The sequence below is a fragment of the Pantoea sp. MBLJ3 genome, assembly GCF_000816655.1.
GTDB lineage: Bacteria > Pseudomonadota > Gammaproteobacteria > Enterobacterales > Enterobacteriaceae > Pantoea > Pantoea eucalypti.
The window spans coordinates 149691-171729 of record NZ_JSUT01000029.1; the positions used below are offsets into that span (position 1 = coordinate 149691).

At 52.8% G+C, this 22039-nt stretch carries 16 protein-coding genes; 8 read left to right on the forward strand and 8 right to left on the reverse strand.

What is annotated here, in order from left to right; all coding sequences use genetic code 11:
• Positions 1 to 193: 193 nt before the first annotated feature.
• Both fumA and NP77_RS19900 read right to left on the reverse strand, forming a co-directional pair.
• Positions 194 to 1840, reverse strand: a complete 1647-nt coding sequence (gene fumA / locus NP77_RS19895) for a class I fumarate hydratase FumA (RefSeq protein WP_039661400.1) — start codon at positions 1838 to 1840, stop codon at positions 194 to 196.
• Between the two features lie 156 nt (positions 1841 to 1996).
• On the reverse strand, positions 1997 to 3505 hold the full coding sequence (locus NP77_RS19900) for a DASS family sodium-coupled anion symporter (RefSeq protein WP_039661401.1): 1509 nt from the start codon (positions 3503 to 3505) through the stop codon (positions 1997 to 1999).
• 590 nt (positions 3506 to 4095) lie between these two features.
• On the opposite strand from NP77_RS19900, the gene NP77_RS19905 reads away from it, so the two are divergent.
• Both NP77_RS19905 and NP77_RS19910 read left to right on the forward strand, forming a co-directional pair.
• Complete coding sequence (locus NP77_RS19905) at positions 4096 to 6876, forward strand: flavocytochrome c (protein WP_039661402.1); 2781 nt, start codon at positions 4096 to 4098, stop codon at positions 6874 to 6876.
• 63 nt (positions 6877 to 6939) lie between these two features.
• Positions 6940 to 7902, forward strand: a complete 963-nt coding sequence (locus tag NP77_RS19910) for an FAD:protein FMN transferase (protein ID WP_008924708.1) — start codon at positions 6940 to 6942, stop codon at positions 7900 to 7902.
• On the opposite strand, the gene dcuR is transcribed toward NP77_RS19910, so the two are convergent.
• A complete protein-coding gene (gene dcuR / locus NP77_RS19915; RefSeq protein ID WP_039661403.1) occupies positions 7896 to 8615 on the reverse strand; it encodes a two-component system response regulator DcuR in 720 nt (239 codons plus the stop codon). The two genes, NP77_RS19910 and dcuR, sit on opposite strands and share 7 nt — an antisense overlap.
• A complete protein-coding gene (gene dcuS, locus NP77_RS19920; RefSeq protein ID WP_003851467.1) occupies positions 8612 to 10201 on the reverse strand; it encodes a DcuS/MalK family sensor histidine kinase in 1590 nt (529 codons plus the stop codon). Before dcuS ends, dcuR begins: the two co-directional genes overlap by 4 nt.
• 351 nt (positions 10202 to 10552) lie before the next feature.
• On the opposite strand from dcuS, the gene mqo reads away from it, so the two are divergent.
• Positions 10553 to 12202 carry a malate dehydrogenase (quinone) gene (gene mqo / locus NP77_RS19925; RefSeq protein ID WP_008924706.1) on the forward strand — a complete coding sequence of 550 codons (1650 nt, stop codon included), beginning with the start codon at positions 10553 to 10555 and terminating at the stop codon, positions 12200 to 12202.
• A gap of 71 nt (positions 12203 to 12273) precedes the next feature.
• On the opposite strand, the gene NP77_RS19930 is transcribed toward mqo, so the two are convergent.
• On the reverse strand, positions 12274 to 12582 hold the full coding sequence (locus tag NP77_RS19930; RefSeq protein WP_039661404.1) for a VF530 family DNA-binding protein: 309 nt from the start codon (positions 12580 to 12582) through the stop codon (positions 12274 to 12276).
• Between the two features lie 207 nt (positions 12583 to 12789).
• Between NP77_RS19930 and NP77_RS19935 the strand changes: the two genes are divergently transcribed.
• Entirely contained in the window at positions 12790 to 14103 is a 1314-nt protein-coding gene (locus tag NP77_RS19935; RefSeq protein WP_039661405.1) for an MFS transporter, read from the forward strand.
• Between the two features lie 150 nt (positions 14104 to 14253).
• On the opposite strand, the gene NP77_RS19940 is transcribed toward NP77_RS19935, so the two are convergent.
• From NP77_RS19940 to NP77_RS19950, 3 genes are all read right to left on the reverse strand, one after another.
• Positions 14254 to 15720: an aspartate aminotransferase family protein gene (locus tag NP77_RS19940; RefSeq protein ID WP_039661406.1), complete on the reverse strand. Its 1467-nt coding sequence runs from the start codon at positions 15718 to 15720 to the stop codon at positions 14254 to 14256.
• A gap of 14 nt (positions 15721 to 15734) precedes the next feature.
• Positions 15735 to 17120, reverse strand: coding sequence for a diaminobutyrate--2-oxoglutarate transaminase (locus NP77_RS19945; protein ID WP_003851454.1), 1386 nt, complete (start codon positions 17118 to 17120; stop codon positions 15735 to 15737).
• A gap of 472 nt (positions 17121 to 17592) precedes the next feature.
• Positions 17593 to 18168: a TetR/AcrR family transcriptional regulator gene (locus NP77_RS19950; RefSeq protein WP_039661407.1), complete on the reverse strand. Its 576-nt coding sequence runs from the start codon at positions 18166 to 18168 to the stop codon at positions 17593 to 17595.
• A gap of 104 nt (positions 18169 to 18272) precedes the next feature.
• Here NP77_RS19950 and NP77_RS19955 point away from each other — a divergent pair, with 104 nt between their 5' ends.
• From NP77_RS19955 to cspA (NP77_RS19970), 4 genes are all read left to right on the forward strand, one after another.
• A complete protein-coding gene (locus tag NP77_RS19955; protein WP_039661408.1) occupies positions 18273 to 19166 on the forward strand; it encodes an ABC transporter six-transmembrane domain-containing protein in 894 nt (297 codons plus the stop codon).
• A gap of 259 nt (positions 19167 to 19425) precedes the next feature.
• Positions 19426 to 20607, forward strand: coding sequence for an MFS transporter (locus NP77_RS19960; RefSeq protein ID WP_039661409.1), 1182 nt, complete (start codon positions 19426 to 19428; stop codon positions 20605 to 20607).
• Positions 20608 to 21029: 422 nt separating this feature from the next.
• Entirely contained in the window at positions 21030 to 21242 is a 213-nt protein-coding gene (cspA, locus tag NP77_RS19965) for an RNA chaperone/antiterminator CspA (RefSeq protein ID WP_003855207.1), read from the forward strand.
• A 477-nt stretch (positions 21243 to 21719) separates the two neighbouring features.
• Complete coding sequence (cspA, locus tag NP77_RS19970) at positions 21720 to 21932, forward strand: RNA chaperone/antiterminator CspA (RefSeq protein WP_003855207.1); 213 nt, start codon at positions 21720 to 21722, stop codon at positions 21930 to 21932.
• Positions 21933 to 22039 lie beyond the last annotated feature (107 nt).

Genomic DNA, 22039 nt, shown 5'->3' on the forward strand with positions numbered 1-22039 from the left:
TCAGGGAACGCGGTCAGTTCGGAAAGACGCAAAAGCCGTCATCCGTGACACGCTCGGCCCGCACCGTCCCTGGTAAGGGACGCTTTCCACCTCTGACCGTGCACCCTGCGCAGACTCTCTGACAGCCAATAGCCCTTACTTTATCAACAAAAAAGCCCCGAATCCGGGGCTTTTGGCTTAGCTGACGCAGGTATTACTTCACGCATTTAGCGCAGTGCGCGCGCTCAATGTGCTGGAAGAAGTCATTACCTTTATCATCGACCAGAATAAAGGCAGGGAAATTCTCCACCTCGATTTTCCAGATCGCTTCCATTCCCAGCTCAGGATACTCCACGCATTCCAGACTCTTGATGCTCTGCTGCGCCAGCACCGCGGCCGGACCACCGATGCTGCCCAGGTAAAAGCCGCCATGTTTATGGCAGGCATCCGTCACCTGCTGACTGCGGTTACCTTTTGCCAGCATGATTTTGCTGCCGCCGTGGGCTTGCAGCAAGTCCACATAGGAATCCATGCGTCCGGCTGTCGTCGGTCCGAGTGAACCGGACGCATAACCTTCAGGCGTTTTAGCCGGACCAGCGTAATAGACCGGGTGATCTTTGATGTACTGCGGCAATCCTTCGCCATTATCGATGCGCTCTTTGAGTTTGGCATGTGCGATATCACGCGCCACGATAATGGTGCCGGTCAGTGAGAGGCGGGTAGAAACCGGATACGCGGAGAGCTGGGCCAGAATCTCTTCCATTGGACGGTTAAGATTCACCTGCAACACTTCACCTTCGCCCTGCTGACGCAGCGCTTCCGGAATCAGACGGCCTGGATTTGATTCCAGCTTCTCAATCCAGATACCTTCGCGGTTAATCTTCGCTTTGATATTGCGGTCAGCCGAGCAAGAAACGCCCATGCCGATCGGGCAGGACGCGCCGTGACGCGGCAGACGCACCACGCGGATGTCGTGGGCGAAGTACTTGCCACCAAACTGCGCACCAAGGCCAAGGTCCTGCGCTGCTTTCAGCAGTTCCTGCTCGAGCTGCACATCACGAAATGCCTGACCATGCTCGTTGCCTTCGGTCGGTAAGCCATCGTAGTAGTGCGTTGAGGCGAGCTTCACGGTTTTCAGTGTGCTCTCTGCCGAGGTGCCGCCGATAACAAACGCGATATGGTATGGCGGGCAGGCAGCGGTGCCGAGGGTACGCATTTTGTCCACCAGGTAATTTTTCAGTTTGCCTGGGCTCAGCAGCGCTTTGGTTTCCTGATAGAGATAAGTTTTGTTGGCGGAGCCGCCGCCTTTAGCGATACAGAGGAACTTGTACTCATCGCCATCAACGCTGTAGAGGTCGATCTGCGCAGGAAGGTTAGTGCCGGTATTCACCTCTTTATACATATCCAGCGCGGCATTCTGTGAATAGCGCAGGTTATCTTCAATATAAGTGTTGTAGATACCTAGTGACAGCGCGGCTTCATCGCCACCGCCGGTCCAGACGCGCTGGCCCTTTTTGCCCATGATGATCGCGGTGCCGGTATCCTGACAGGTAGGCAGCACGCCTTTGGCAGCAATTTCAGAGTTTCTTAAAAACTGCAGAGCCACATATTTGTCATTGTCGCTGGCTTCCGGGTCATCAAGGATGGAGGCAACCTGCTGCTGGTGGGCCGGACGCAGCATGAAAGAAGCGTCGTGGAAGGCCTGCTGACTCAGCAGCGTCAGTGCCTGCGGGTCAACTTTCAGGATCTCCTGACCCTCAAACTCGGCGACGGAGACATGCTCGCGACTCAGCAAATAGTATTCAGTATCTTCGTGGGACAGCGGAAAAGGGTTCTGATAGACAAAAGGTTTGTTCGACATTTTTTCTCACTTAATGACCGGCTGAACCTCCGCGTGCAGGCTGCGGGGCACAACATCATAGGCGAATTAATCGTTTATTATGCTTCCTCACCGTAGGTGCGGTGAGGAAGTGCTGGAATGGTATCTTATAACGCGTTGATCTGCATGTTGTATCCGTCAGAACATCCACACCATCCACGGATAAGCAATCAGCATCATCGAACCTAAGAAGATGGCACCGAAGATAGTACCCAGACGCCAGTAATCTTTGGTAGGCAGATAGCCGCTACCGTAGTAAATCGGACTTGGGCCAGTGCCGTATGGCGTGATGATGCCCATCACACCCAGAGAGGTACACAGCATCAGGCAGAAGACGGGCATATTGATGCCTGGGATTGATGCTGCGATGGTCAGCATGGCCGGTAACAGCGCGGTAGTGTGCGCGGTGGTGCTGGCAAAGAGGTAGTGCAGCAGGAAGAAGGCGATCAACAGCACCACGGCTGAAACCTGCGGGTCATAACCCTGCAGTAGCATGCCACCCTCTTTACCTAACCAGGTGATGAATCCGACACGGGCCAGGCCATCCGCCAGCGCAACCAGGGTCGCGAACCAGGCAAAGGTGTTCCAGGCCGGTTTATTACTGGTGATGTCGTTCCAGTTCAGGACGCCGGTCCACAGCATCAGCACGACAACCAGTAACGCCGCCATCGCAGGCTCAATCCACGAGGTGGCGAAAATCCACATCAGCAGGGCACAGACCACAAACACCAGCAGCAGGATTTCGTTGCGCGTCAGTCGGCCCAGTTTTTCCAGTTCAGCAATAGCCCATTTTGGCACTTCATCGTTGATTTTGACTTCAGGTGGGTAGAACCAGTAAGCCAGTAGCGGCATGGTCAGAATCAGCAGCAAGCCCAGTGGCAGGAAGGCCAGGAACCACATGCCCCATGAAATATCAAAACCGATGATGCTTTTCACCAGCGCCAGCGCCAGCAGGTTAGGAGCCAGTGCAGAGAGGAACATTGAACTGGTGATACAGGCTGCGGTAATCGCGACCCACATCAGGTAAGAGCCGATTTTACGGGCGCTTGGGTCATTAGGCTTAGAACCATACAGCGGCGGCAGGTTAGCAATAATCGGGTAAATCGTGCCGCCACTGCGCGCGGTGTTTGACGGGGTAAAGGGTGCCAGTAACAGGTCAGCAAAGGTGATGGCATAACCCAGCGTCAGGCTCCGGCGACCCAGATATTTCACCAGAATCAGCGCAAGGCGACGCCCGAACTGCGTTTTGTCATAACCTGCGGCGAACATAAAGGCACCGAAGATGAGCCAGACTGTAGAGTTGCCAAAACCGCTGACCGCCCACTTAAAGGACTCACTGGCGACTTTAAATTTCGGGTTAGCCAGTTCAGCCGGGCTGAAGAGCAGAAACTGGCTGAACAGCGCGATGACCACCACGCCAGTCAGACCGATCACGGCACCTGGCAGAGGCTCAAAAATCAACCCGACAATCACGCCCACGAAAATGGCGAAAAAGTGCCAGGCGTAGGGTTCGAGTCCGGCTGGGGTGGGAACAAGCAACAGCAGTACGGCAACGATTACCGGCAGCGCCAGCATGATAGCTTTCTTTTTACCCGCCGCCAAAGGATCGGCTTTTGGGGGTTCAGTAACAGCTGAGAGTGTTTTCATAGTGTTTTATCTGCAAGTTAATAAGAATGCGATTTGCGCCCCGGACCTTCACTGATGACTTTCTTTTATATTCTTAATAGTGTGAATAAACCGCGATGCACTGATTTTTTTTAATCTGCTGCTGTGATAATGAGCAGCGCTTTTAAATCCATGTAAATATAATGCGATTTCCAGAAATAAGAATTTTGATCCAGATCAAAGAAATTAATTCATTATTCCCGTTTTTTAACATTTATTATTAATTTATTTTTACTGCGTCAGGGATTTGACGACTCTGTGAAGCTGATCAACAACAAAATGACTCTGTAAAGCAAATGTTTTTTCCATAACGCTATGATTTTAATTAACTTATTTGTTGTGTAAATGAATGGTTGATTTTTGGTAACTGATAGTTAACAATTAATATAACTTCGTTTTACTCTCCCGGCAAATAAAAAATAAAAATCGTTTAAAAGTTATAAAAGTAAAGTTATCGCTTAAGAAAGCAAAGAAAAGAGTATATTAACGTTATGACATCGGACCACTTAATTAAGCGATAATTTGCGTCCGCTAAAAATTTCCAGACTTTTTAAATTTTGGAGTTTATCGCAATGAAATCTCTCACTCCCCTTCTTAATCCACTTACCCTGCCCAATGGCGCTGTTTTAAAAAACCGGCTGGTCATGGCTCCGATGACCACCTGTACCGGTTTTTACGACGGCACGGTCACCAGCGAGCTGGTCGAGTACTATCGCGCCCGCGCGGGTAGCATCGGTACGGTGATTGTAGAGTGCTGTTTTATTGATAACCGTGGCCCGGCATTTCCAGGTGCCATTGCTATCGACAGCGACAATAAAATTCCCGGACTCAAACGTATTGCGGACGCAATTAAATCTGAAGGCTCAACCGCCATTCTGCAGATCTATCACGGCGGCCGTATGGTTGAGCCAGAACTGATTGGCGGAAAAACACCGGTTGCGCCCAGCGCCATCGCGGCGCCTCGTGAAGGGGCAACGCAGCCTCTCGCGCTGAGCGCTGAAGAGGTCGATACCATGATCACCAAATTTGGTGACGCAGTAAACCGCGCCATCAAGGCCGGTTTCGACGGTGTCGAAATTCATGGTGCCAACACTTACCTGATTCAGCAGTTCTATTCACCCAACTCTAACCAGCGCGATGACAAGTGGGGCGGCAGCCGCGATAACCGCGCGCGTTTCCCGCTGGAAGTGCTGGAAATCACCCATAAGATGGCGGAGCGCTTCGCGCATAACTCGTTCATTATCGGCTATCGCTTCTCGCCGGAAGAGATCGAAGTCCCCGGCATCCGTTTTGATGACACGCTTTATCTGCTGGAAAAACTGGCCGCGCGTGGACTCGATTACGTTCACTTCTCTGTCGGCCAGCTGCTGCGTCCGTCGATTGTCGATACTCAGGACCCGACGCCGCTGATTGAGAAATTCGTCGCGATGCGCTCACCTGAGCTGGCAAAAGTGCCGGTAATCGGTGTCGGCGGCGTGGTGAACAAAGCGGATGCGGAGCTGGCGCTGGAGAAGGGTTACGATCTGGTCGCGATTGGTAAAGCCTGTATCGCCTATCCGAACTGGACCGATCGCATCATCAACAATGAACACCTTGAGCTCTACATCGACAGCAACAAACGCGAAGAGCTGCAGATCCCTGAACCGCTGTGGCGCTTCTCGCTGGTCGATGCGATGATCCGCGACACCAGCGAATCAGGCCGTAAATACAAAGCGGGCGTCTATCAGGAAAAAGTTGAAGCCGAAGCGCTGAAGCTGAAAATCAACGTCACGCTGGATACCGACCGTATCACCGACATCTCGCTGGTGCCGGATGACACGCTGGATGTGGACTTCACCACCACCTTTGAAAGCCTGCGTAGCCGCATTCTGGTGGCGAACAGCCCACACGTTGATGCGATTACCGGTGCAACCACTCAGAGTGAGGCGCTTAAAAAAGCGGTTTCACGCGCGATGACCACCTCCAGTAAGGAACACGTGATCGAGGAAGGCGGTAACCCTAACGCACCACAGAATTATGATGTGGTGATTGTGGGTAGCGGCGGTGCCGGTCTGGCGGCGGCGATTCAGGCGCACGATGAAGGCGCACGCGTGGTGATCATCGAGAAGATGCCGACCATTGGCGGCAACACAATTAAAGCGTCAGTAGGCATGAACGCCGCTGAAACCCGCTTCCAGAAACTCAAAGGCATTGAAGACAGCAAAGAGTTGTTCTATGAAGAGACGCTGAAAGGCGGTCAGTTCAAAAACAATCCGGTGCTGTTGCGTGAGTTTGTTGACCTGGCACCTGAAGCAATTGAGTGGCTGGCGGATAAAGGCATTGAGCTTAACGACATCACTATTACCGGCGGGATGAGCATCGACCGTACGCACCGTCCGGCTGACCGCTCAGCGGTGGGTGGGTTCCTGATTAGCGGCCTGGTAAAAAATATCAACAGCCGCAACATTGAAGTCCTGCTGGAAACCTCCGTTGCCGAGATTCTCTACGAAAATGGCGCAGTCGCGGGCGTGAAAGTGGTTGATGAGTACAACGACAGCCGTATTCTGAACGCCAAAAGCGTGATTGTGGCGACCGGAGGATTCAGTGCTAACCGTGAGCTGGTGGTGAAATACCGTCCTGAACTCGATGGCTTCGTGACGACCAACCATAAAGGCGCCACCGGCAGCGGTATTACGATGCTGGAAAAAATTGGTGCCGGCACCGTGGATATGGGTGAAATCCAGATTCACCCAACGGTTGAGCAGACCACCTCTTATCTTGTCTCCGAATCCATTCGCGGCGGCGGCGCCATCCTGGTCAGCCAGGCGGGCGAACGTTTCTACAACGAAATGGAAACCCGCGACAAAGTTTCCGCACAAATCATCGCGCTGCCAGAAAAGAGTGCCTGGATTGTGTTTGATGAGCAGGTGCGTATGAACAACAAAGCGGCTGACGAATATATCGCGAAAGGTTTTGTGATCAGCGCGCCAACCGTGGCAGAACTGGCGGTGAAACTCAACATGAGTGAGCATCACACCCTGGAAGCAACGCTGGCCCGTTACAACAACTTCGTCATTATGCAGAAGGATGAAGACTTTGGTCGTCAGACCGCGCTGCGTCATCCGCTGAGTGAAGCGCCGTTCTACGCGATTCGTGTTGCTCCGGGCGTCCACCACACCATGGGCGGCGTCACTATCGACACCACTACAGCGGTGCTGGACAGCCAGAAGCAGGTGATCAACGGTGCCTGGGCGTGTGGTGAAGTGGTTGGCGGCATCCACGGCGCGAACCGTATCGGCGGTAACGCCGTGGCAGATATCATCATCTTCGGTATTCTGGCGGGTGGTAACGCCGCCGCTTACGCCCGACGTTAACGGCAGTCTCCGGCATCCGCACCTGCGGGTGCCGGTCTTTTCCTATTCAAAGCAGAGTCGCCTATGTTAACTGATGCGCGTGTCTATGCTTACTCCGCTGTTTTAATGGGTTCGCCCATTCTGCTGAAGCTCTTCGAAGACAACCAGACGCTGGCCGCTCAGGTTTTCCGCCTGATCAAACAGCAGGAGAACCTTTTCACGGTGAATCGCGCGGCGTCTGAAGTGATGGCCGTTAATCACGCGGCCGGTCAGCATCCTGTGGTCGTCAGCCAGCCAGTCTTTGATTTGATCGCCTGCGCACATGCCGTCAGCCTGCTGCCGGACAGCCTGTTTAATCTTGCTATCGGGCCGCTGGTGAAGTGCTGGAAAATCGGTTTTCAGGGACACAGCGTCCCGTCAGAAACCGACCTTCAGATGCGCATGGCGCTGACGAATCCCCATGACGTCATCCTTGATGCCACAAGTCGCAGTGTCATGCTGGCCCGGCCGGGAATGGAGATTGATCTGGGCGCCATCGCCAAGGGCTATATTGCCGACGTAGTACAGGCGTTTTTGCGCCAGCAGCAGGTTAGCAGTGCGCTGATTAATCTGGGCGGGAACGTGCAGACGGTGGGCGCGCCGCCCGAAGAGGCGGGCTGGGCAATTGGCCTGAAAAAACCTTTTGGTGAGGCCGATGAGCTGATTGGCGTGATTGGCGTGAACAACCGCTCGGTGGTGACGTCGGGTGTCTATGAGCGCTATTTCGAGCTGGATGGCATCTGTTATCACCACATCCTCAATCCGCACAGCGGATATCCACTGGATACCGAGCTGATGAGCGTCACGGTGATCTCTGATCGATCACTGGATGGTGACATCTACACGACACTGCTCTATGGCTTAGGTGTCGAAAAGGGCATGGCCTGCCTGGCAGATAAACCGGGCATTGAAGCGATCTTTGTGACCCGTGACAGGCAGATCATCTGCTCGTCACAACGTCACTTTTCGTTTCAGTTACTGGACACCGGGTACCGGCTGGTTCACTGACAGTACTGTTTGAGTAAGGTGTGATACTCCGGCTGCAGGCGGTAGCGGTAAACCGGACGGCCCGTGACACCATAGTGAATACTGGTGAACAGAATATTAATCTGCGCCAGCCAAATCAGGTATTTGCGGCAGGAGACGCGAGAGATATTCACTTCCGTTGCCAGCTCATCGGTAGAGAACTCGGTGCCAGGATGCGAATCGATCCACAGACAGAGTGTGCGCAGCGTCTGCGGCGTTAATCCTTTCGGCAGGCGTTTCTGCTCGCTGGCGCCTGGCGGATTTCCATGCAACAGCTGATCAACGTCCGACTGCTGATAGAACTGGTGGTTATCCATCAGCGATTTTTTCTGTCGCCAGCCGGTCAGCGCCTCTTCAAAGCGGGCAAACTGAAACGGCTTGATCAGATAATCCACTACGCCATAGTTGAGCGAGGTTTTGATGGTGGCGGCATCGGCGGCTGACGAGATGATAATCACATCGACCGGACGTCCGGCACTGCGCAGTTCCGGGAGCAGGTCGAGGCCGTTTTCCTGCTGCATATAAATATCCAGCAGGATTAAATCAACCTGTGGCTCGTCCTGAGCCAGCCGCTCTTTTGCCTGCTGTAAGGTCGAGGCGGTGCCACAGCACATGAAGCCTGGGATCTGCCCGATATAGCAGCGATTAAGTTCGGCTACCATCGCATCATCGTCGACAACTAACACATTGATCATTGGGTAATCATTCCTCTCTCCCACGGAAGTTGTACCAAGAATTGGGTAAATACACCCGGTTCCGATTCGACACTGACGTTGCCGCCCAGGCTTTCGGTCTGCTGCTTCACCAGAAATAATCCGACACCACGATCGTCGCCTTTTGATGAAACACCGCGCTCAAAAATGGTGCTGAGCTGGTTGCCGTCAATGCCCGGCCCATCATCACTCACTTCGCAGGCCAGCCAGCCGTTCTGATAGTGCAGCATGAGGTGAATTTCCCCTTCAGTTTCCGGGTCCAGCGCCTCGAGCGAGTTTTCAATTAAATTGCCCAGTACGGTAATCAGAACCGCGTTCTGCTCCTCGCTGCCGCAGTCAGGCAGAAAACTCGCTTCATCAATAATCAGCTGATGGCCTTCATCGGTCACCCGGTTGATTTTACTGAGCAGGAAGCCGGCAATGATCGGCGACTTAATCTTTTGCAGCAGTGAACCGATTTCAGTCTGATAGGCGTTAGCCGTTTTCAGGATGTACTCTTCCATCTGCGCATAATTTTTCATGTGCAGCAGGCCCAGAATCACATGCAGCTTGTTCATGAACTCATGGGACCGCTCACGTAATGCATCCACATAGTTTACCATGCCGTCCAGCCGCTGCATCAGCTGGCTAATCTCCGTCTTGTCCCTGAAGGTAGTCACCGCGCCAATTATGCGGTCGCGACTGCGAACAGGCACGGTGTTGCTGATCAGGATCCGGTTACCGAGCGTCAACTCCTGGTCGTACCAGGCTTTACCTGCATGCAGTGCATCCTGCTGATGACGATGCATCACACTCTCTTCTGCAATCAAATCGCCGCTTGACGGCATCTTGCGGGTCGTCTCATGTAACAACTGCTGAGCCGCGTGGTTGATCAGGCTGACGCGCGACTGATCGTCTACTGCAATCACACCCTCTTTAATTGAATTCAGAATGGCCTGACGCTGCTCAAACAGGCTGGAAATTTCGTGCGGCTCCAGCCCCAATAAGATGGTTTTTAGTCGCCTGACCAGAATAAGCATACCCAGCAGGCCTGCCAGACCACCAAACAGGACTGTCCAGACGATATTCCAGCGGCTTTTAGCAATCTGGGCCGCCACATCATTCAGTGCGATGCCGATCGCCACGACGCCAATCTGCTGATGCTGTGCGTTATAAACGGGCGTAAATACCCGCAGTGCCTCCACCAGTACGCCATGATTGACGGCGACATTTTCCCGTCCGTCCAGCGTGGGATAGATATCATTGCCGACAAAGTGTTTGCCAATCACCGCCGCATTGGGATGTGAAAAGCGAATACCCTGCATATCCGTGACCACCACGAACAGGAGACCGTTACGCTTGCGGGCCGCTTCAGCCAGCGGCTGAATCTGACTGCTGCCGTCCGGCAACAACAAACCACGCTGAACTTCAGGCGTGTCTGCCAGCGTGCGAGCCACTGCCATCGCCTTGTCTTTGAGATGCGACTGAGCAAAGTTATCAATCTGAACGAAATAGAGCACATGGACAGCGACCAATACCGTGATGATAACGGCGGTCATCATCAGGGTGGTCAGAGTACTGAGTTTCATTGGTCGTTTCGGCACGGCATATCGATTCTGTGTTTGGCTTTTCATGAATGTCCAGCACGGATGGGAGATCGCCAGGAAACATACGCTAACTCACCGCATCAGTACAGTTTTAGCGGCCTGCGCGTGGGCAGTCGCACTCAAACAATATTTGTGTTAGGGGATTGTATAATTCAAAGGACACCCTTAATGTGTGGTTAAAATATGTGAGCAATTCAGTAAGCCTTTTGTAATTAAAATAAGGCTAAATTGCTATTTTTAATTTTATAACTATTTTCACATTAACTCACAAATAACATTATTTTAAACTTTGAGGACTTTTTTTAACCAGTACCGTCTGAGCTGTAGATTAAAATGATGAATTCAAAGAAAGTTATTCCCACTCTTTCCCTCGCGGCCTTGTTAGTTTCTTCAGCCCTTCACGCTGAAACCTCACCAGAAAAAACTGACGTCCTGTTAATTGGCGGCGGCATTATGAGCGCCTCAATGGGCACCATGCTGGAAGAGCTGCAGCCTGGCTGGAAACAGATCATGGTTGAGAAGCTGGATGGCGTGGCACTGGAATCCTCTAACGGCTGGAACAATGCCGGTACAGGTCACTCTGCCAACATGGAACTGAACTATACGCCTGAGCGTAAAGACGGTTCTATCGACGTCTCTAAAGCGCTGGAAATTAACGAAGCGTTCATGATTTCTCGCCAGTTCTGGAGCTCACAGGTTAAAGAGGGCGTAATGCACGATCCGCGCTCTTTCATTAACTCAACGCCACACATGAGCTTCGTCTGGGGCGACAACGTCGACTTCCTGACCAAACGCTATGCGGCGTTGCAGAAAACGGCGCTGTTCCAGGGCATGAAGTTCTCTACCGATCACAAGCAGATCGAGCAGTGGGCACCACTGGTCATGGAAGGTCGCGATCCACAGCAGAAAGTGGCCGCAACCTGGACGCCAGTTGGCACCGATGTTAACTATGGTGAAATTACCCGTCAGTTGATCGGCAGCCTGAAAAAGAACGATAACTTCCGTCTTGAAACCTCTTCTGAAGTTACCGACTTCAAACGTAACGGCGACAACTCCTGGCACGTCACCATTAAAGACGCTAAAAACGGCAACGAACGTGCTGTTGACGCGAAATATGTCTTTATCGGTGCGGGTGGTGGTGCGCTGAAATTACTGCAGAAGACCGGTATCCCGGAAGCGGATAACTATGCGGGCTTCCCGGTAGGCGGATCATTCCTGGTGACTGAAAACAAGGCGATTGCCGATCGTCACCTGGCGAAAGTCTATGGTCAGGCGTCAACCGGTGCACCGCCGATGTCGGTTCCGCATCTGGATACCCGTTATCTGGACGGCAAACGCGTCGTGCTGTTTGGACCGTTTGCGACCTTCTCCACCAAGTTCCTGAAAAACGGTTCGCTGTTTGATCTGCTGAGCACTACCACGACTCATAACATCGTGCCGATGACCGATGTGGGTATGGATAACTTCGACCTGGTGAAATACCTGATCGGACAGGTCATGCTGAGTGATGAAGATCGCTTTAAAGCACTGCAGGAATACTATCCGGACGCGAAGAAAGAGGACTGGAAACTGATTCAGGCCGGTCAGCGTGTGCAGATCATCAAGAAAGATGCTGATAAAGGTGGCGTGCTGAAACTGGGTACAGAAATTGTGACCGATCAGCAGAAAACCGTGGCGGCACTGTTGGGTGCATCTCCTGGTGCCTCAACCGCAGCGCCTATCTCCCTGAGCGTGATGCAGAAACTGTTCCCGGAAGAGTTCAAGTCACCGGAATGGCAGGCGAAGATCCACAAGATGATCCCAGGTTACGGTCAGAAACTGAATGACAACGTGCCGTTGCTGCAGCAGGTCTGGAATGAGACCGCTCAGACTCTGCAACTGACCACGCCGCCCGTGATCAACATGGAAGGCAAAACCACAGATGCGCCGGCCGCACAGCCTGAGAAGGCTGCGCCTTCAGCGAAACACGATATGGCGCTGTAACAGCGACCTGACGTAAAAAAAGCCCGCACAGGTTAACCTGTGCGGGCTTTTTTATTGCCGCCTGATCGGTATTACTCCGGCGTTTTGTCGCGCCAGTTTCCCCAGGGATCTTCAGCAGGGGCCTGATCCGCGTCTGACGGTTCTTCACGCGCTGCCGGTTGCGCACTTAACGAGTCGAGATAAAGCGCTTCGACTTCAGCCCGCGCCCAGGGGGTACGACGTAAAAACTTCAGGCTCGATTTAACGCTGGGATCGCTTTTAAAGCAGTTAATGTTGATCCGTTTTCCCAGCTCCGCCCAGCCATACTGCGCGACTAAACTGTTAATCTGCATCTCCAGCGTTACGCCATGCAGAGGATCTTTTGAGGTGTGTGCGTTCATCGTCTATCCGCCTGATTCAGTCAATGCCGCACATCCTGACAATCGTAAAGCGGTTGTGCAAGGACTGAAGGTGAAAAAGCTCACCCGCGGCGCATCATCGCTGCTTTTATGTGTTCGGGTTAACGTGACGGGCAGAAGAGCGCGCAGGCATGCAGTGATTGTGCTAATCATAAGCAACTGATGATGCTCTAGAAAGGAACGTCGCTCATGTCCGGACCCGTTGGAAATCTGCTCAGCTCTGCCAGCCGTAAACGTGCTCTGCTTGCCGGTTCGGTAGGAAATTTCATTGAATGGTATGAGTTCGCGGTTTATGGCTTTCTGGCTACCGTTATTGCGCAGAACTTCTTCCGGCTGGAAGGGGAATCCGCGCTGACCGGGCTGCTGCTGACCTATGCCTCATTCGCCATCGCTTTTTTCTTCCGTCCGCTGGGTGCGATCATCTTTGGCCGTATGGGCGACCACATCGGGCGCAAACCTGTACTGATCTTTGTGTTGATCATGATGACGCTGGCGACGGCGGCTATTGGTCTGGTTCCCACCTACGCCCGGTTGGGTATTCTGGCGCCGCTGATCGTGACCGGTCTGCGCATCCTGCAGGGGCTATTCGCGGGTGGCGAGTATGGCGGGGCAGTTTCACTGATGACCGAGTTTGCGCCGCGCGGTAAGCGGGGTCTGTATGGCGCATGGCAATCCTTTACCGTGGCGCTGGGTTTGCTGGCAGGCGCGGGCATTGTCGCGCTGCTCTCGGTGCTGCTGACGCCGGAGCAGATGCTGAGCTGGGGCTGGCGCATTCCGTTCTTTGTCGCGCTGCCACTGGGCGTTCTGGCGCTCTGGCTGCGGGTTCAGATGGAGGAGACGCCGGCATTTATTCAGCAGCAGGCGCAACCTGTAGCAAAAATCGACGCCAGCCTGGGTGACACACTGAAAACGATTCTGCTGGGTATCTGCCGGCTGATGGTGTGGTCGGCGGCGGGCTATACCTGGCTGGTGATCATGCCGACTTATCTGCAGGCATCGCTGCATACTGGCTTTAACCAGGCGCTGCTGATTGCGGTGATATCCAACCTCGGCTTTGCCGCCACGATTATTCCGGCCGGAATGCTGAGCGACAGGATTGGGCGACGGGCAGTCATGGTCTCGGCGGCGGTACTGTTGCTGGTGCTTTCTCTGCCGCTGTTAAACGTGTTGCAGTCAGAGAGCGCCGGATTGCTGATAAAAGCGCTGGTGGTGTTTATCGCGGGCGGGGTAGTCGGATTGCTCGCCGGGCCAGGACCCGCGATGCTGTCCGAAATGTTTCCGACGCGGGTGCGCTATACCGGGCTTGGGCTGGCCTATTCACTCTCCAATGCGGTGTTTTCCGGCTGCGCAGGATTAATCATCACCGGACTGATTAAGGAGACGGGTAACCCCGATATTCCCGCCTGGTATGTGATGGCGACGGCACTGGTAAGTATTGTGGCACTGATGACGCTCAATAAAGATGACCATCTGCGGATGCTGGATGAGCCACACGCGCGCTGAGACAGACCGGGGCAGGGCATCTGGCAATCGTCCAGGTCTGCATCAGTGCCTGGCTGAAAAGCTGGGACTGGAAAACAGAGCTGCCTGAACGAAAAAACCAGCCTGGCGGCTGGTTTTGTTTTATGCGACGGACTGCGGATTGCGGGTAAATTACACCAGCTTTTGTGCCGTGGTTTCCACCAGCGTCAGCAACACTTTGATATCATCCAGCGTCACTGTCGGGTTCAGCAGCGTCATTTTCAGGCAGGTCACGCCATCGTGCTCGGTCACGCCAACGTTAGCGCGGCCTGACTCCAGCAGAGCATCACCGATACGCTGGTTCAACAGGGCGATATCCGCACTGCTGAAGTGCGCCAGATGCGCCGGACGATAGCGGAACAGCACGCTGGCCAGCTGCGGTTCCATCACCAGCTCCAGCGCAGGTTGTTCATCAACGTACTGAGCAACCTGCTGCGCCAGCGTCACACCGTGATCGATGATTTCGGCATACTGCTTCTGACCCAGCGCTTCCAGGCCCATCCACAGTTTCAGTGCATCAAAACGGCGGGTGGTCTGCAGCGATTTGGACACCAGATTCGGCACGCCCTGCGCTTCATCGAACTCAGAGTTCAGGTAGGCCGCCTGGTAGCGCATCAGCTCATAATGACGTGCTTCCTTCAGCAGGAAAGCGCCACAACTGATGGTCTGGAAGAACTGCTTGTGGAAGTCCAGGGTGATGGAGTCGACCAGCTCAATGCCATCCAGATAATCGCGATATTTTTCTGAGAGCAGCAGTGCGCCACCCCAGGCCGCATCGACGTGCACCCAGATGTTCTCTTCCGCCGCCAGCGCCGCGATCTCACGCAGTGGATCGATCGCACCCGCATCGGTGGTGCCGGCTGTGGCAACAATCGCCAGAATGTTTTCGCCGTTGGCTTTGGATGCGGCCAGCTTGTGGCGCAGGTCATCCATGTCCATGCGGGCAAAGCGGTCACATTTTACCTGCGTGACGGACTGATAACCCAGACCCAGCAGCGCCATGTTCTTCTGTACGGAGAAGTGTGCGTTTTCTGAGCAGAAGACTTTAATCTTCTTCAGATCGCCGGTTAAGCCATCCTGCTGTACCGAATGTCCCTGGCGGGCAAACCAGGCATCACGCGCCAGCATCAGCCCCATCAGATTGCTCTGTGTACCGCCGCTGGTGAAGACACCCGCGTCGCCAGGCTGATAACCCACCTGGGTGCGCAGCCACTCAATCAGCTTCATTTCAATCAGGGTGGCAGACGGTGCCTGATCCCATGAATCCATGCTCTGGTTAGTGGCGTTGATCAGCACTTCCGCCGCCTGGCTGATAACCAGGCTCGGACAATGCAGGTGCGCCACACACTGTGGGTGATGCACCGACAGGCTATCTTTGAGGAAGTACTCAATGGCGCGTTCAATCGCGGCCTGGTTGCCCAGGCCCTGAGGATTGAAGTCCAGCGTGATGCGCTCGCGCAGCTCTGCGACGGTTTTTCCCTGATACATCTCAGGTTGTTCCAGCCACTTAACGACAGCCGCGCTACTCTGGGCAATCGCCTGCTGGTAGGCCTCAGTACTCTGTTCTGAGGCCGCCAGAATCGGGTTTAACCGGGACATTGCATTCACTCCACTCAAACTGGTTTCACGCCAGCTGACAGCAGGGCGTTTTCAAATTTATCCATGAACACGTCAAGTTCTGCATCCGTGATCAGCAGGGAAGGCAGCAGACGTAATACGCTGCCGTGACGTCCGCCACGCTCCAGAATCAGGCCGTTCTCGAAGCATTTCTTCTGAACCAGCGCAGAAAGCTCGCCGTCTGCCGGGAAGCTGCCCATGTGGTCAGCAGGCTCGTCGGGTTTCACCAGCTCAATGCCGATCATCAGACCCAGACCGCGCACATTGCCGATGACCGGATAGCGCTGCTGCAGCTCGCCCAGTTTGCCTTTCAGCCATTCGCCCTGTGCCGCGACTTTGTCAGCGATGTTATTATCTTTCAGCAGTTTCAGGGTAGTCAGGCCGGTGGCCATTGCCAGCTGGTTACCACGGAAGGTGCCGGTGTGGTGACCTGGTGACCAGGCATCGAACTCTTTCTTAATGCCGAGTACTGCCAGTGGCAGACCACCACCGACCGCTTTGGACATCACAATGATGTCTGGCTCAATACCCGCGTGTTCAAAGGCGAAGAATTTACCGGTACGGGCAATACCCGCCTGGACTTCGTCAATGATCAGCAGAATGCCATGCTCTTTGGTGACTTTGCGGATACGCTGCAGCCATTCCGCTGGCGCCGGGTTAACACCGCCTTCACCCTGAACCGCTTCCAGAATGACGGCAGCGGGTTTGCGAACGCCGCTTTCAACGTCATTAATCAGGTTTTCGAAGTAGTAAGTCAGTGCTTTTACGCCCGCTTCACCACCAATGCCCAGCGGGCAGCGGTAAAGGTGCGGATAAGGCATGAACTGCACTTCCGGCATCATGCCATCAACGGCTTCTTTCGGAGACAGGTTGCCGGTGACCGACAGCGCGCCGTGGGTCATACCGTGATAGGCACCGGAGAAGCTGATAATGCCGGAACGACCGGTGTGCTTTTTCGCCAGTTTCAGCGCCGCTTCAACGGCATCTGCGCCGGACGGGCCAGTAAACTGCAGGCAGTACTCTTTGCCCTGGCCCGGTAATAAGGAGAGCAGGTACTCAGAGAACTCATCTTTTAAAGGCGTAGTTAAATCAAGAGTATGTAACGGCAAGCCGCTGGTAATGACATGTTGAATGCTCTGCAAAACATCGGGATGGTTATGTCCCAGCGCCAGCGTTCCTGCACCTGCAAGACAGTCGAGATACTGATTATTCTCGACATCTGTAATCCAGACACCCTGAGCTTTCGCAATTGCGAATGGCAATTTACGAGGATAACTGCGAACGTTTGATTCAAATTCAGCCTGACGGGCTAAATACGTTTCGTTGGTAGCGTTTGCGTTCTGTGCATTCAAACTATCAATACGGACTTTATCCGTCATCATATCTCTCCTACAACCGGGACGGGCGTAGCGTCACAGTTGAATAAATGAATTAAAATGGGTGGCTATGTAAAAGCGCGGCCAATATAGGTGTTTTTAAGGTCCGACTCAATGTTTAATTTCATCATCAGATATCGGATTCTTTACTATAGGAATCAATCATTTGGTGGGATTCTGAGCGCATCTATTCTTGCCGCTTCGTTAGCTGCTTTCCAATAACTGGCGTAAAAACACCAGCTTACCTGACTCCGGTTGCGCTAAGTCAATGATAATAATCTGTGTAAACAGCTGTTTCCGGGTAAAAACGCTATCAAAAAGAGGCCTTATCAGACAGAAAAGGTATAAGTCTGTTTGACTGCGGAAGCTGCATTTATAGCAGCAATAAACCGCCGACTAATTAAAATAATAAACCTTTTATTAACATTTAATTAATATCTGGTCGGTGCCGTCTCGCTAATAAACCGGTTAATCGGGTTTATGACAGGACAGCATCAATAAATTGATTTAAGTCTGCCAGTGCTTCGCGTGCTTTTTTTTCAGAAGGATTGATGGTCAGCAGGTCGGCATAGCCGTTGAGCATGGCGCTGATCTGTCTGGCGGTACGGGGCACGTTACTGCACTGCAATGTCCCATCCGTGACGCCGTCACGAATAATCGCTTCCATCAAACCCTGCCAGGCATCCGTCATCTCATCGGCCAGCGCCGCATAGGCTTCGTTATGTGCAGCCGTCTGCCAGAACGACGCATAGAGTTGCCAGGTTGCATCCGGTGCGCTCGGCAAATGGCTTTCGATAAGCGTTGCCAGCCGCTGGCGGGGTGTGAGCATTTTCAGGGAGTCAGCAAACGTTTCAAAATCCACCTGCATGAAGCGCTCCAGCGCCGCCAGGCAGAGTGTCTGCCAGTTACTGAAATAGTGGTAGATATGACTGCGTGAGATACCCATTGATTCGGTGAGCTCCCGGGTAGTCACTTTTTCAATCCCTTTTTCAATAAACAGGACTATCGCCGCATCCAGTATCCTGGTGCTCAATGCTTCAGCTGACTCTTTCATTATTCTCCCGATAATGGCTACATTGACTTTGAGCGGTTGCTCAAATAGACTGTTTTTTGTGCTTGAGCGACCGCTCAATAATAACTATATCAGAAACAGAAACTATGCATTCCTCAAAAACTATCCTTCCTGTTGCGGCTCCCCGCAGCGCTATTCTGACATTAAAAATGCTTGGCCGTCGCCATAGCCGCAAGCTGTTCCTCACGCTGCTACTGGTGGTTGCGGAGAATGTCATGTATCTCCTCTATCCACTGCTGGCAGGCTTCGCGATCAATGCGATTATCTCCGGCAGGACCTGGCATGCAGTGCTCTATGCCGCGATGGTCTTTACTATGTGGGCCATTGGCGCAGCAAGACGCAGTGTGGATACCCGCACCTTTGCCCGCATCTACGCTGAACTGGCCGTGCCGGTGATCGTGGCGCAGCGCAGCGAAAACCAGAGCGCTTCAACGATTGCCGCGCGGGTGGCGTTGTCACGTGAATTTGTCGACTTTTTTGAGAAACATCTTCCAGTGCTGATAACCTCGCTGGCGTCGATGACCGGTGCCGCCGTGATGCTGCTGGCTATCGAGTTCTGGACCGGCGCAGGCTGTCTGGCGATCCTGCTGTTCTTTGCCTGTTTTCTGCCGGGGTTTACCCGTAAAAACGACGCGTTGTTTGGTCGTCTGAATAACCGGCTGGAGAAAGAGGTGAGCTTTGTCAGCAATGCGAACGCCGCGTCACTTGGCCGTCACTATGGCGTGCTGGCCAGCCTGCGCATCCGCCTCTCCGACAGGGAAGCGTGCGGTTATCTGGCGATTGGTAGCGTGGCGGCGCTGCTGTTTGCTGCCACCATTGCAGTGATGTCCAGCCGTGGCGGCACTGATGCGGGTCACATCTATTCGGTGATGACCTATATGTGGATGTTTGCCATGAGCCTGGATGATGGTCCACAGCTGCTGGAGAAATACTCCCAGCTGAAAGACATTGGCCGGCGGGTGAATACAGGCACGCAATGACTGGCCCGTAAAGCAATTATGGGCTCTCCAGGCCTGAATGACCTTCGAATCATGAACGTGTTCCCGGCGGTCTGGTTCCAATCTGCAAAGCAGGCATTGCACGCCACTGAATGCTTTTAGTGATCCAGATCACAAAATGGGTTGCTAAGCACGTTCTTCCTTTTTATAGTCTGACCGCTCTATCCGGACGGGAACATGTTCTGCTTTCTCCCTCCGGCTCACTTCCGTTTTTTTCAGTTCAGGCCATTGGGAATCAATTTTGTTAAGAAAAAATCATAAAACCGACGATGCCGGTTTTGTCCGCTGGGCATTACTGGCCCTTGCGCTGGGCGGCTTTGGCATCGGGACGGGTGAGTTCATCATGATGGGCCTGCTGCCGGATGTTTCACGCTCTCTGGCAATCACTGAGCCGCAGGCAGGTAACGCTATTGCCAGTTACGCGCTGGGCGTGGTGGTAGGTGCACCGTTTATTGCGGTACTGGCGGCGCGGATGGCGCGTAAATCACTGCTGCTGATCCTGATGGCGCTGTTCAGCATCGGTAATGTCGCCAGCGCGATGGCTGATAGCTATCACGGTCTGCTTGTTGCGCGTTTCCTCACAGGCTTGCCGCACGGCGCCTACTTCGGTGTGGCTTCGCTGGTACCCATTGAGCGACGTGGCCGCGCGCTGGCGTCCCTGATGCTGGGGCTGACGGTAGCGACCCTGATCGGCGTGCCGCTGGGCTCCTGGATAGGACAACTTTTCAGCTGGCATGTGGTGTTCACCTTTGTGGGCGCGATTGGTCTGCTGACCTGCCTGCTGATTGGTCGTTATGTTCCTTATGTCGCAGGCGATGCAGATGCGCATCCGCTTAGGGAACTGGGCGCGCTGAAAAACCCACAGGTGCTGCTGACCCTGCTGGTGGGCGCGGTAGGCTTTGGCGGAATGTTCGCGATCTTTAGTTATATCGCACCGACACTAATTAATATTGCCGGCATCTCACCCTCGTTAATACCCTGGGCGATGGTGGCATTCGGTCTGGGGATGATCATCGGTAATCTCGTCGGCGGCCGTCTGGCGGATGGTTCGGTACTGAATATTATTGGCTGGACGCTGATATGGAACGTGCTGGTAATGCTGGCCTTCCCGGTGCTGGTTCAGCATGTGGCGACCGGACTGCTGGCGACCTTCCTGATCGGCACCTGTTCGGTGTTGCTGCCGTCGCTGCAGATTCGCCTGATGGATGTCGCCAATGACTCGCAAACCCTGGCTGCCGCAATGAACCACTCGGCGCTAAACATTGCTAATGCCATGGGCGCGTATCTCGGTGGTCTGACGGTGTCGCTTGGCTACGGCTGGATCTCTACCGCCTGGGTGGGCGTTGCGCTGGGTGTTGCCGGTCTTATGGTGTTTGTCATGACAGCGAGACATGCTGCCCGTCAGCAGACACAACTGGCCTGATATAAAGAGAAGAGGGCGCAGCGATACATTTTATCGCTGCGCGTTATTCACACTATTACTCGTATCATTTTTCAACATTGATTGTCAGCAAGGCCTTTTACTCTGATCGTTCAATGAAGATTATCATTCTGCCTGACTGAAAATTTAAAAAGGCTAAGAAAATCAATAAAGGCGGTCCGGACGTCTGGATGTTAAAAGTAAATTAAAATAATGTTTGCTATAGTCGATAAGGTCTGGCTTAATAGCGTCATCGGTTTGGAACACAGACCTTATCAAAGCAGTTTTAGTAAAGCAGTCCTCAGTGTAAGCGATATCTCAAGATACCCCTTCTTTGTGAGTCTCCTCCTAAAAGCCTGGTAAGTTACCTTCTGAAAGACAGGCCATCTTCGCCACGTAGTGGCTCATAAATTAAGGAAATATCGATGTCTAATAAAATGACTGGTTTAGTAAAATGGTTTGACGCAGGTAAAGGTTTCGGTTTTATCTCTCCTCAGGACGGCAGCAAAGATGTATTCGTACATTTCTCTGCAATCCAGAGCAACGATTATAAAACTCTGGACGAAGGCCAGCAGGTCGAATTCACAATTGAAAACGGCGCTAAAGGTCCTTCAGCGGCAAACGTAGTCCCTATGTAAGCCCTGATTATCAATGATGCTTATAATCGCTACGACGGTAACAGCCTGAGCAGATAAGCCTGAAATTGATAATTAATACAACCCGCCTTGTGCGGGTTTTTTGCGTTTTATTACGGCTTAATCAATAAAAGTTTATTTTTTATGCTGCTTCATTTGTTGTTCGTTAAATAAGCAGTTAATGAAAGCAATAATAACGGACAGGATCAAATGAGACGGAACACTTTAAGGGCTCCGGACGTCTGGATGTTAAAAATAAATTAAAAAAATGTTTGCTAAAATAGGTAAAGCGTGGCTTAATAGCGTCATCGGTTTGGAACACAGACCTTATCAAAGCAGTTTTAGTAAAGCAGTCCTCAGTGTAAGCGATATCTCAAGATACCCCTTCTTTGTGAGTCTCCTCCTAAAAGCCTGGTAAGTTACCTTCTGAAAGACAGGCCATCTTCGCCACGTAGTGGCTCATAAATTAAGGAAATATCGATGTCTAATAAAATGACTGGTTTAGTAAAATGGTTTGACGCTGGTAAAGGTTTCGGTTTTATCTCTCCTCAGGACGGCAGCAAAGATGTATTCGTACATTTCTCTGCAATCCAGAGCAACGATTATAAAACTCTGGACGAAGGCCAGCAGGTCGAATTCACGATTGAAAACGGCGCTAAAGGTCCTTCAGCGGCAAACGTAGTCCCTATGTAAGCCTTAGTTATCAATAACGCTTACAATAGCGATGACGGCAACAGCCTGAGCAGATAAGCCTGAAATTGATAATTAATAAAAACCCGCCTTGTGCGGGTTTTTTGCGT

Bases quoted from the DNA above. Each gene is read 5' to 3' on its own strand.
- fumA (WP_039661400.1), bottom strand. From the start codon at position 1,840: ATGTCGAACAAACCTTTTGTCTATCAGAACCCTTTTCCGCTGTCCCAC.
- NP77_RS19900 (WP_039661401.1), bottom strand. From the start codon at position 3,505: ATGAAAACACTCTCAGCTGTTACTGAACCCCCAAAAGCCGATCCTTTG.
- NP77_RS19905 (WP_039661402.1), top strand. From the start codon at position 4,096: ATGAAATCTCTCACTCCCCTTCTTAATCCACTTACCCTGCCCAATGGC.
- NP77_RS19910 (WP_008924708.1), top strand. From the start codon at position 6,940: ATGTTAACTGATGCGCGTGTCTATGCTTACTCCGCTGTTTTAATGGGT.
- dcuR (WP_039661403.1), bottom strand. From the start codon at position 8,615: ATGATCAATGTGTTAGTTGTCGACGATGATGCGATGGTAGCCGAACTT.
- dcuS (WP_003851467.1), bottom strand. From the start codon at position 10,201: ATGAAACTCAGTACTCTGACCACCCTGATGATGACCGCCGTTATCATC.
- mqo (WP_008924706.1), top strand. From the start codon at position 10,553: ATGATGAATTCAAAGAAAGTTATTCCCACTCTTTCCCTCGCGGCCTTG.
- NP77_RS19930 (WP_039661404.1), bottom strand. From the start codon at position 12,582: ATGAACGCACACACCTCAAAAGATCCTCTGCATGGCGTAACGCTGGAG.
- NP77_RS19935 (WP_039661405.1), top strand. From the start codon at position 12,790: ATGTCCGGACCCGTTGGAAATCTGCTCAGCTCTGCCAGCCGTAAACGT.
- NP77_RS19940 (WP_039661406.1), bottom strand. From the start codon at position 15,720: ATGTCCCGGTTAAACCCGATTCTGGCGGCCTCAGAACAGAGTACTGAG.
- NP77_RS19945 (WP_003851454.1), bottom strand. From the start codon at position 17,120: ATGATGACGGATAAAGTCCGTATTGATAGTTTGAATGCACAGAACGCA.
- NP77_RS19950 (WP_039661407.1), bottom strand. From the start codon at position 18,168: ATGAAAGAGTCAGCTGAAGCATTGAGCACCAGGATACTGGATGCGGCG.
- NP77_RS19955 (WP_039661408.1), top strand. From the start codon at position 18,273: ATGCATTCCTCAAAAACTATCCTTCCTGTTGCGGCTCCCCGCAGCGCT.
- cspA (WP_003855207.1), top strand. From the start codon at position 21,030: ATGTCTAATAAAATGACTGGTTTAGTAAAATGGTTTGACGCAGGTAAA.
- cspA (WP_003855207.1), top strand. From the start codon at position 21,720: ATGTCTAATAAAATGACTGGTTTAGTAAAATGGTTTGACGCTGGTAAA.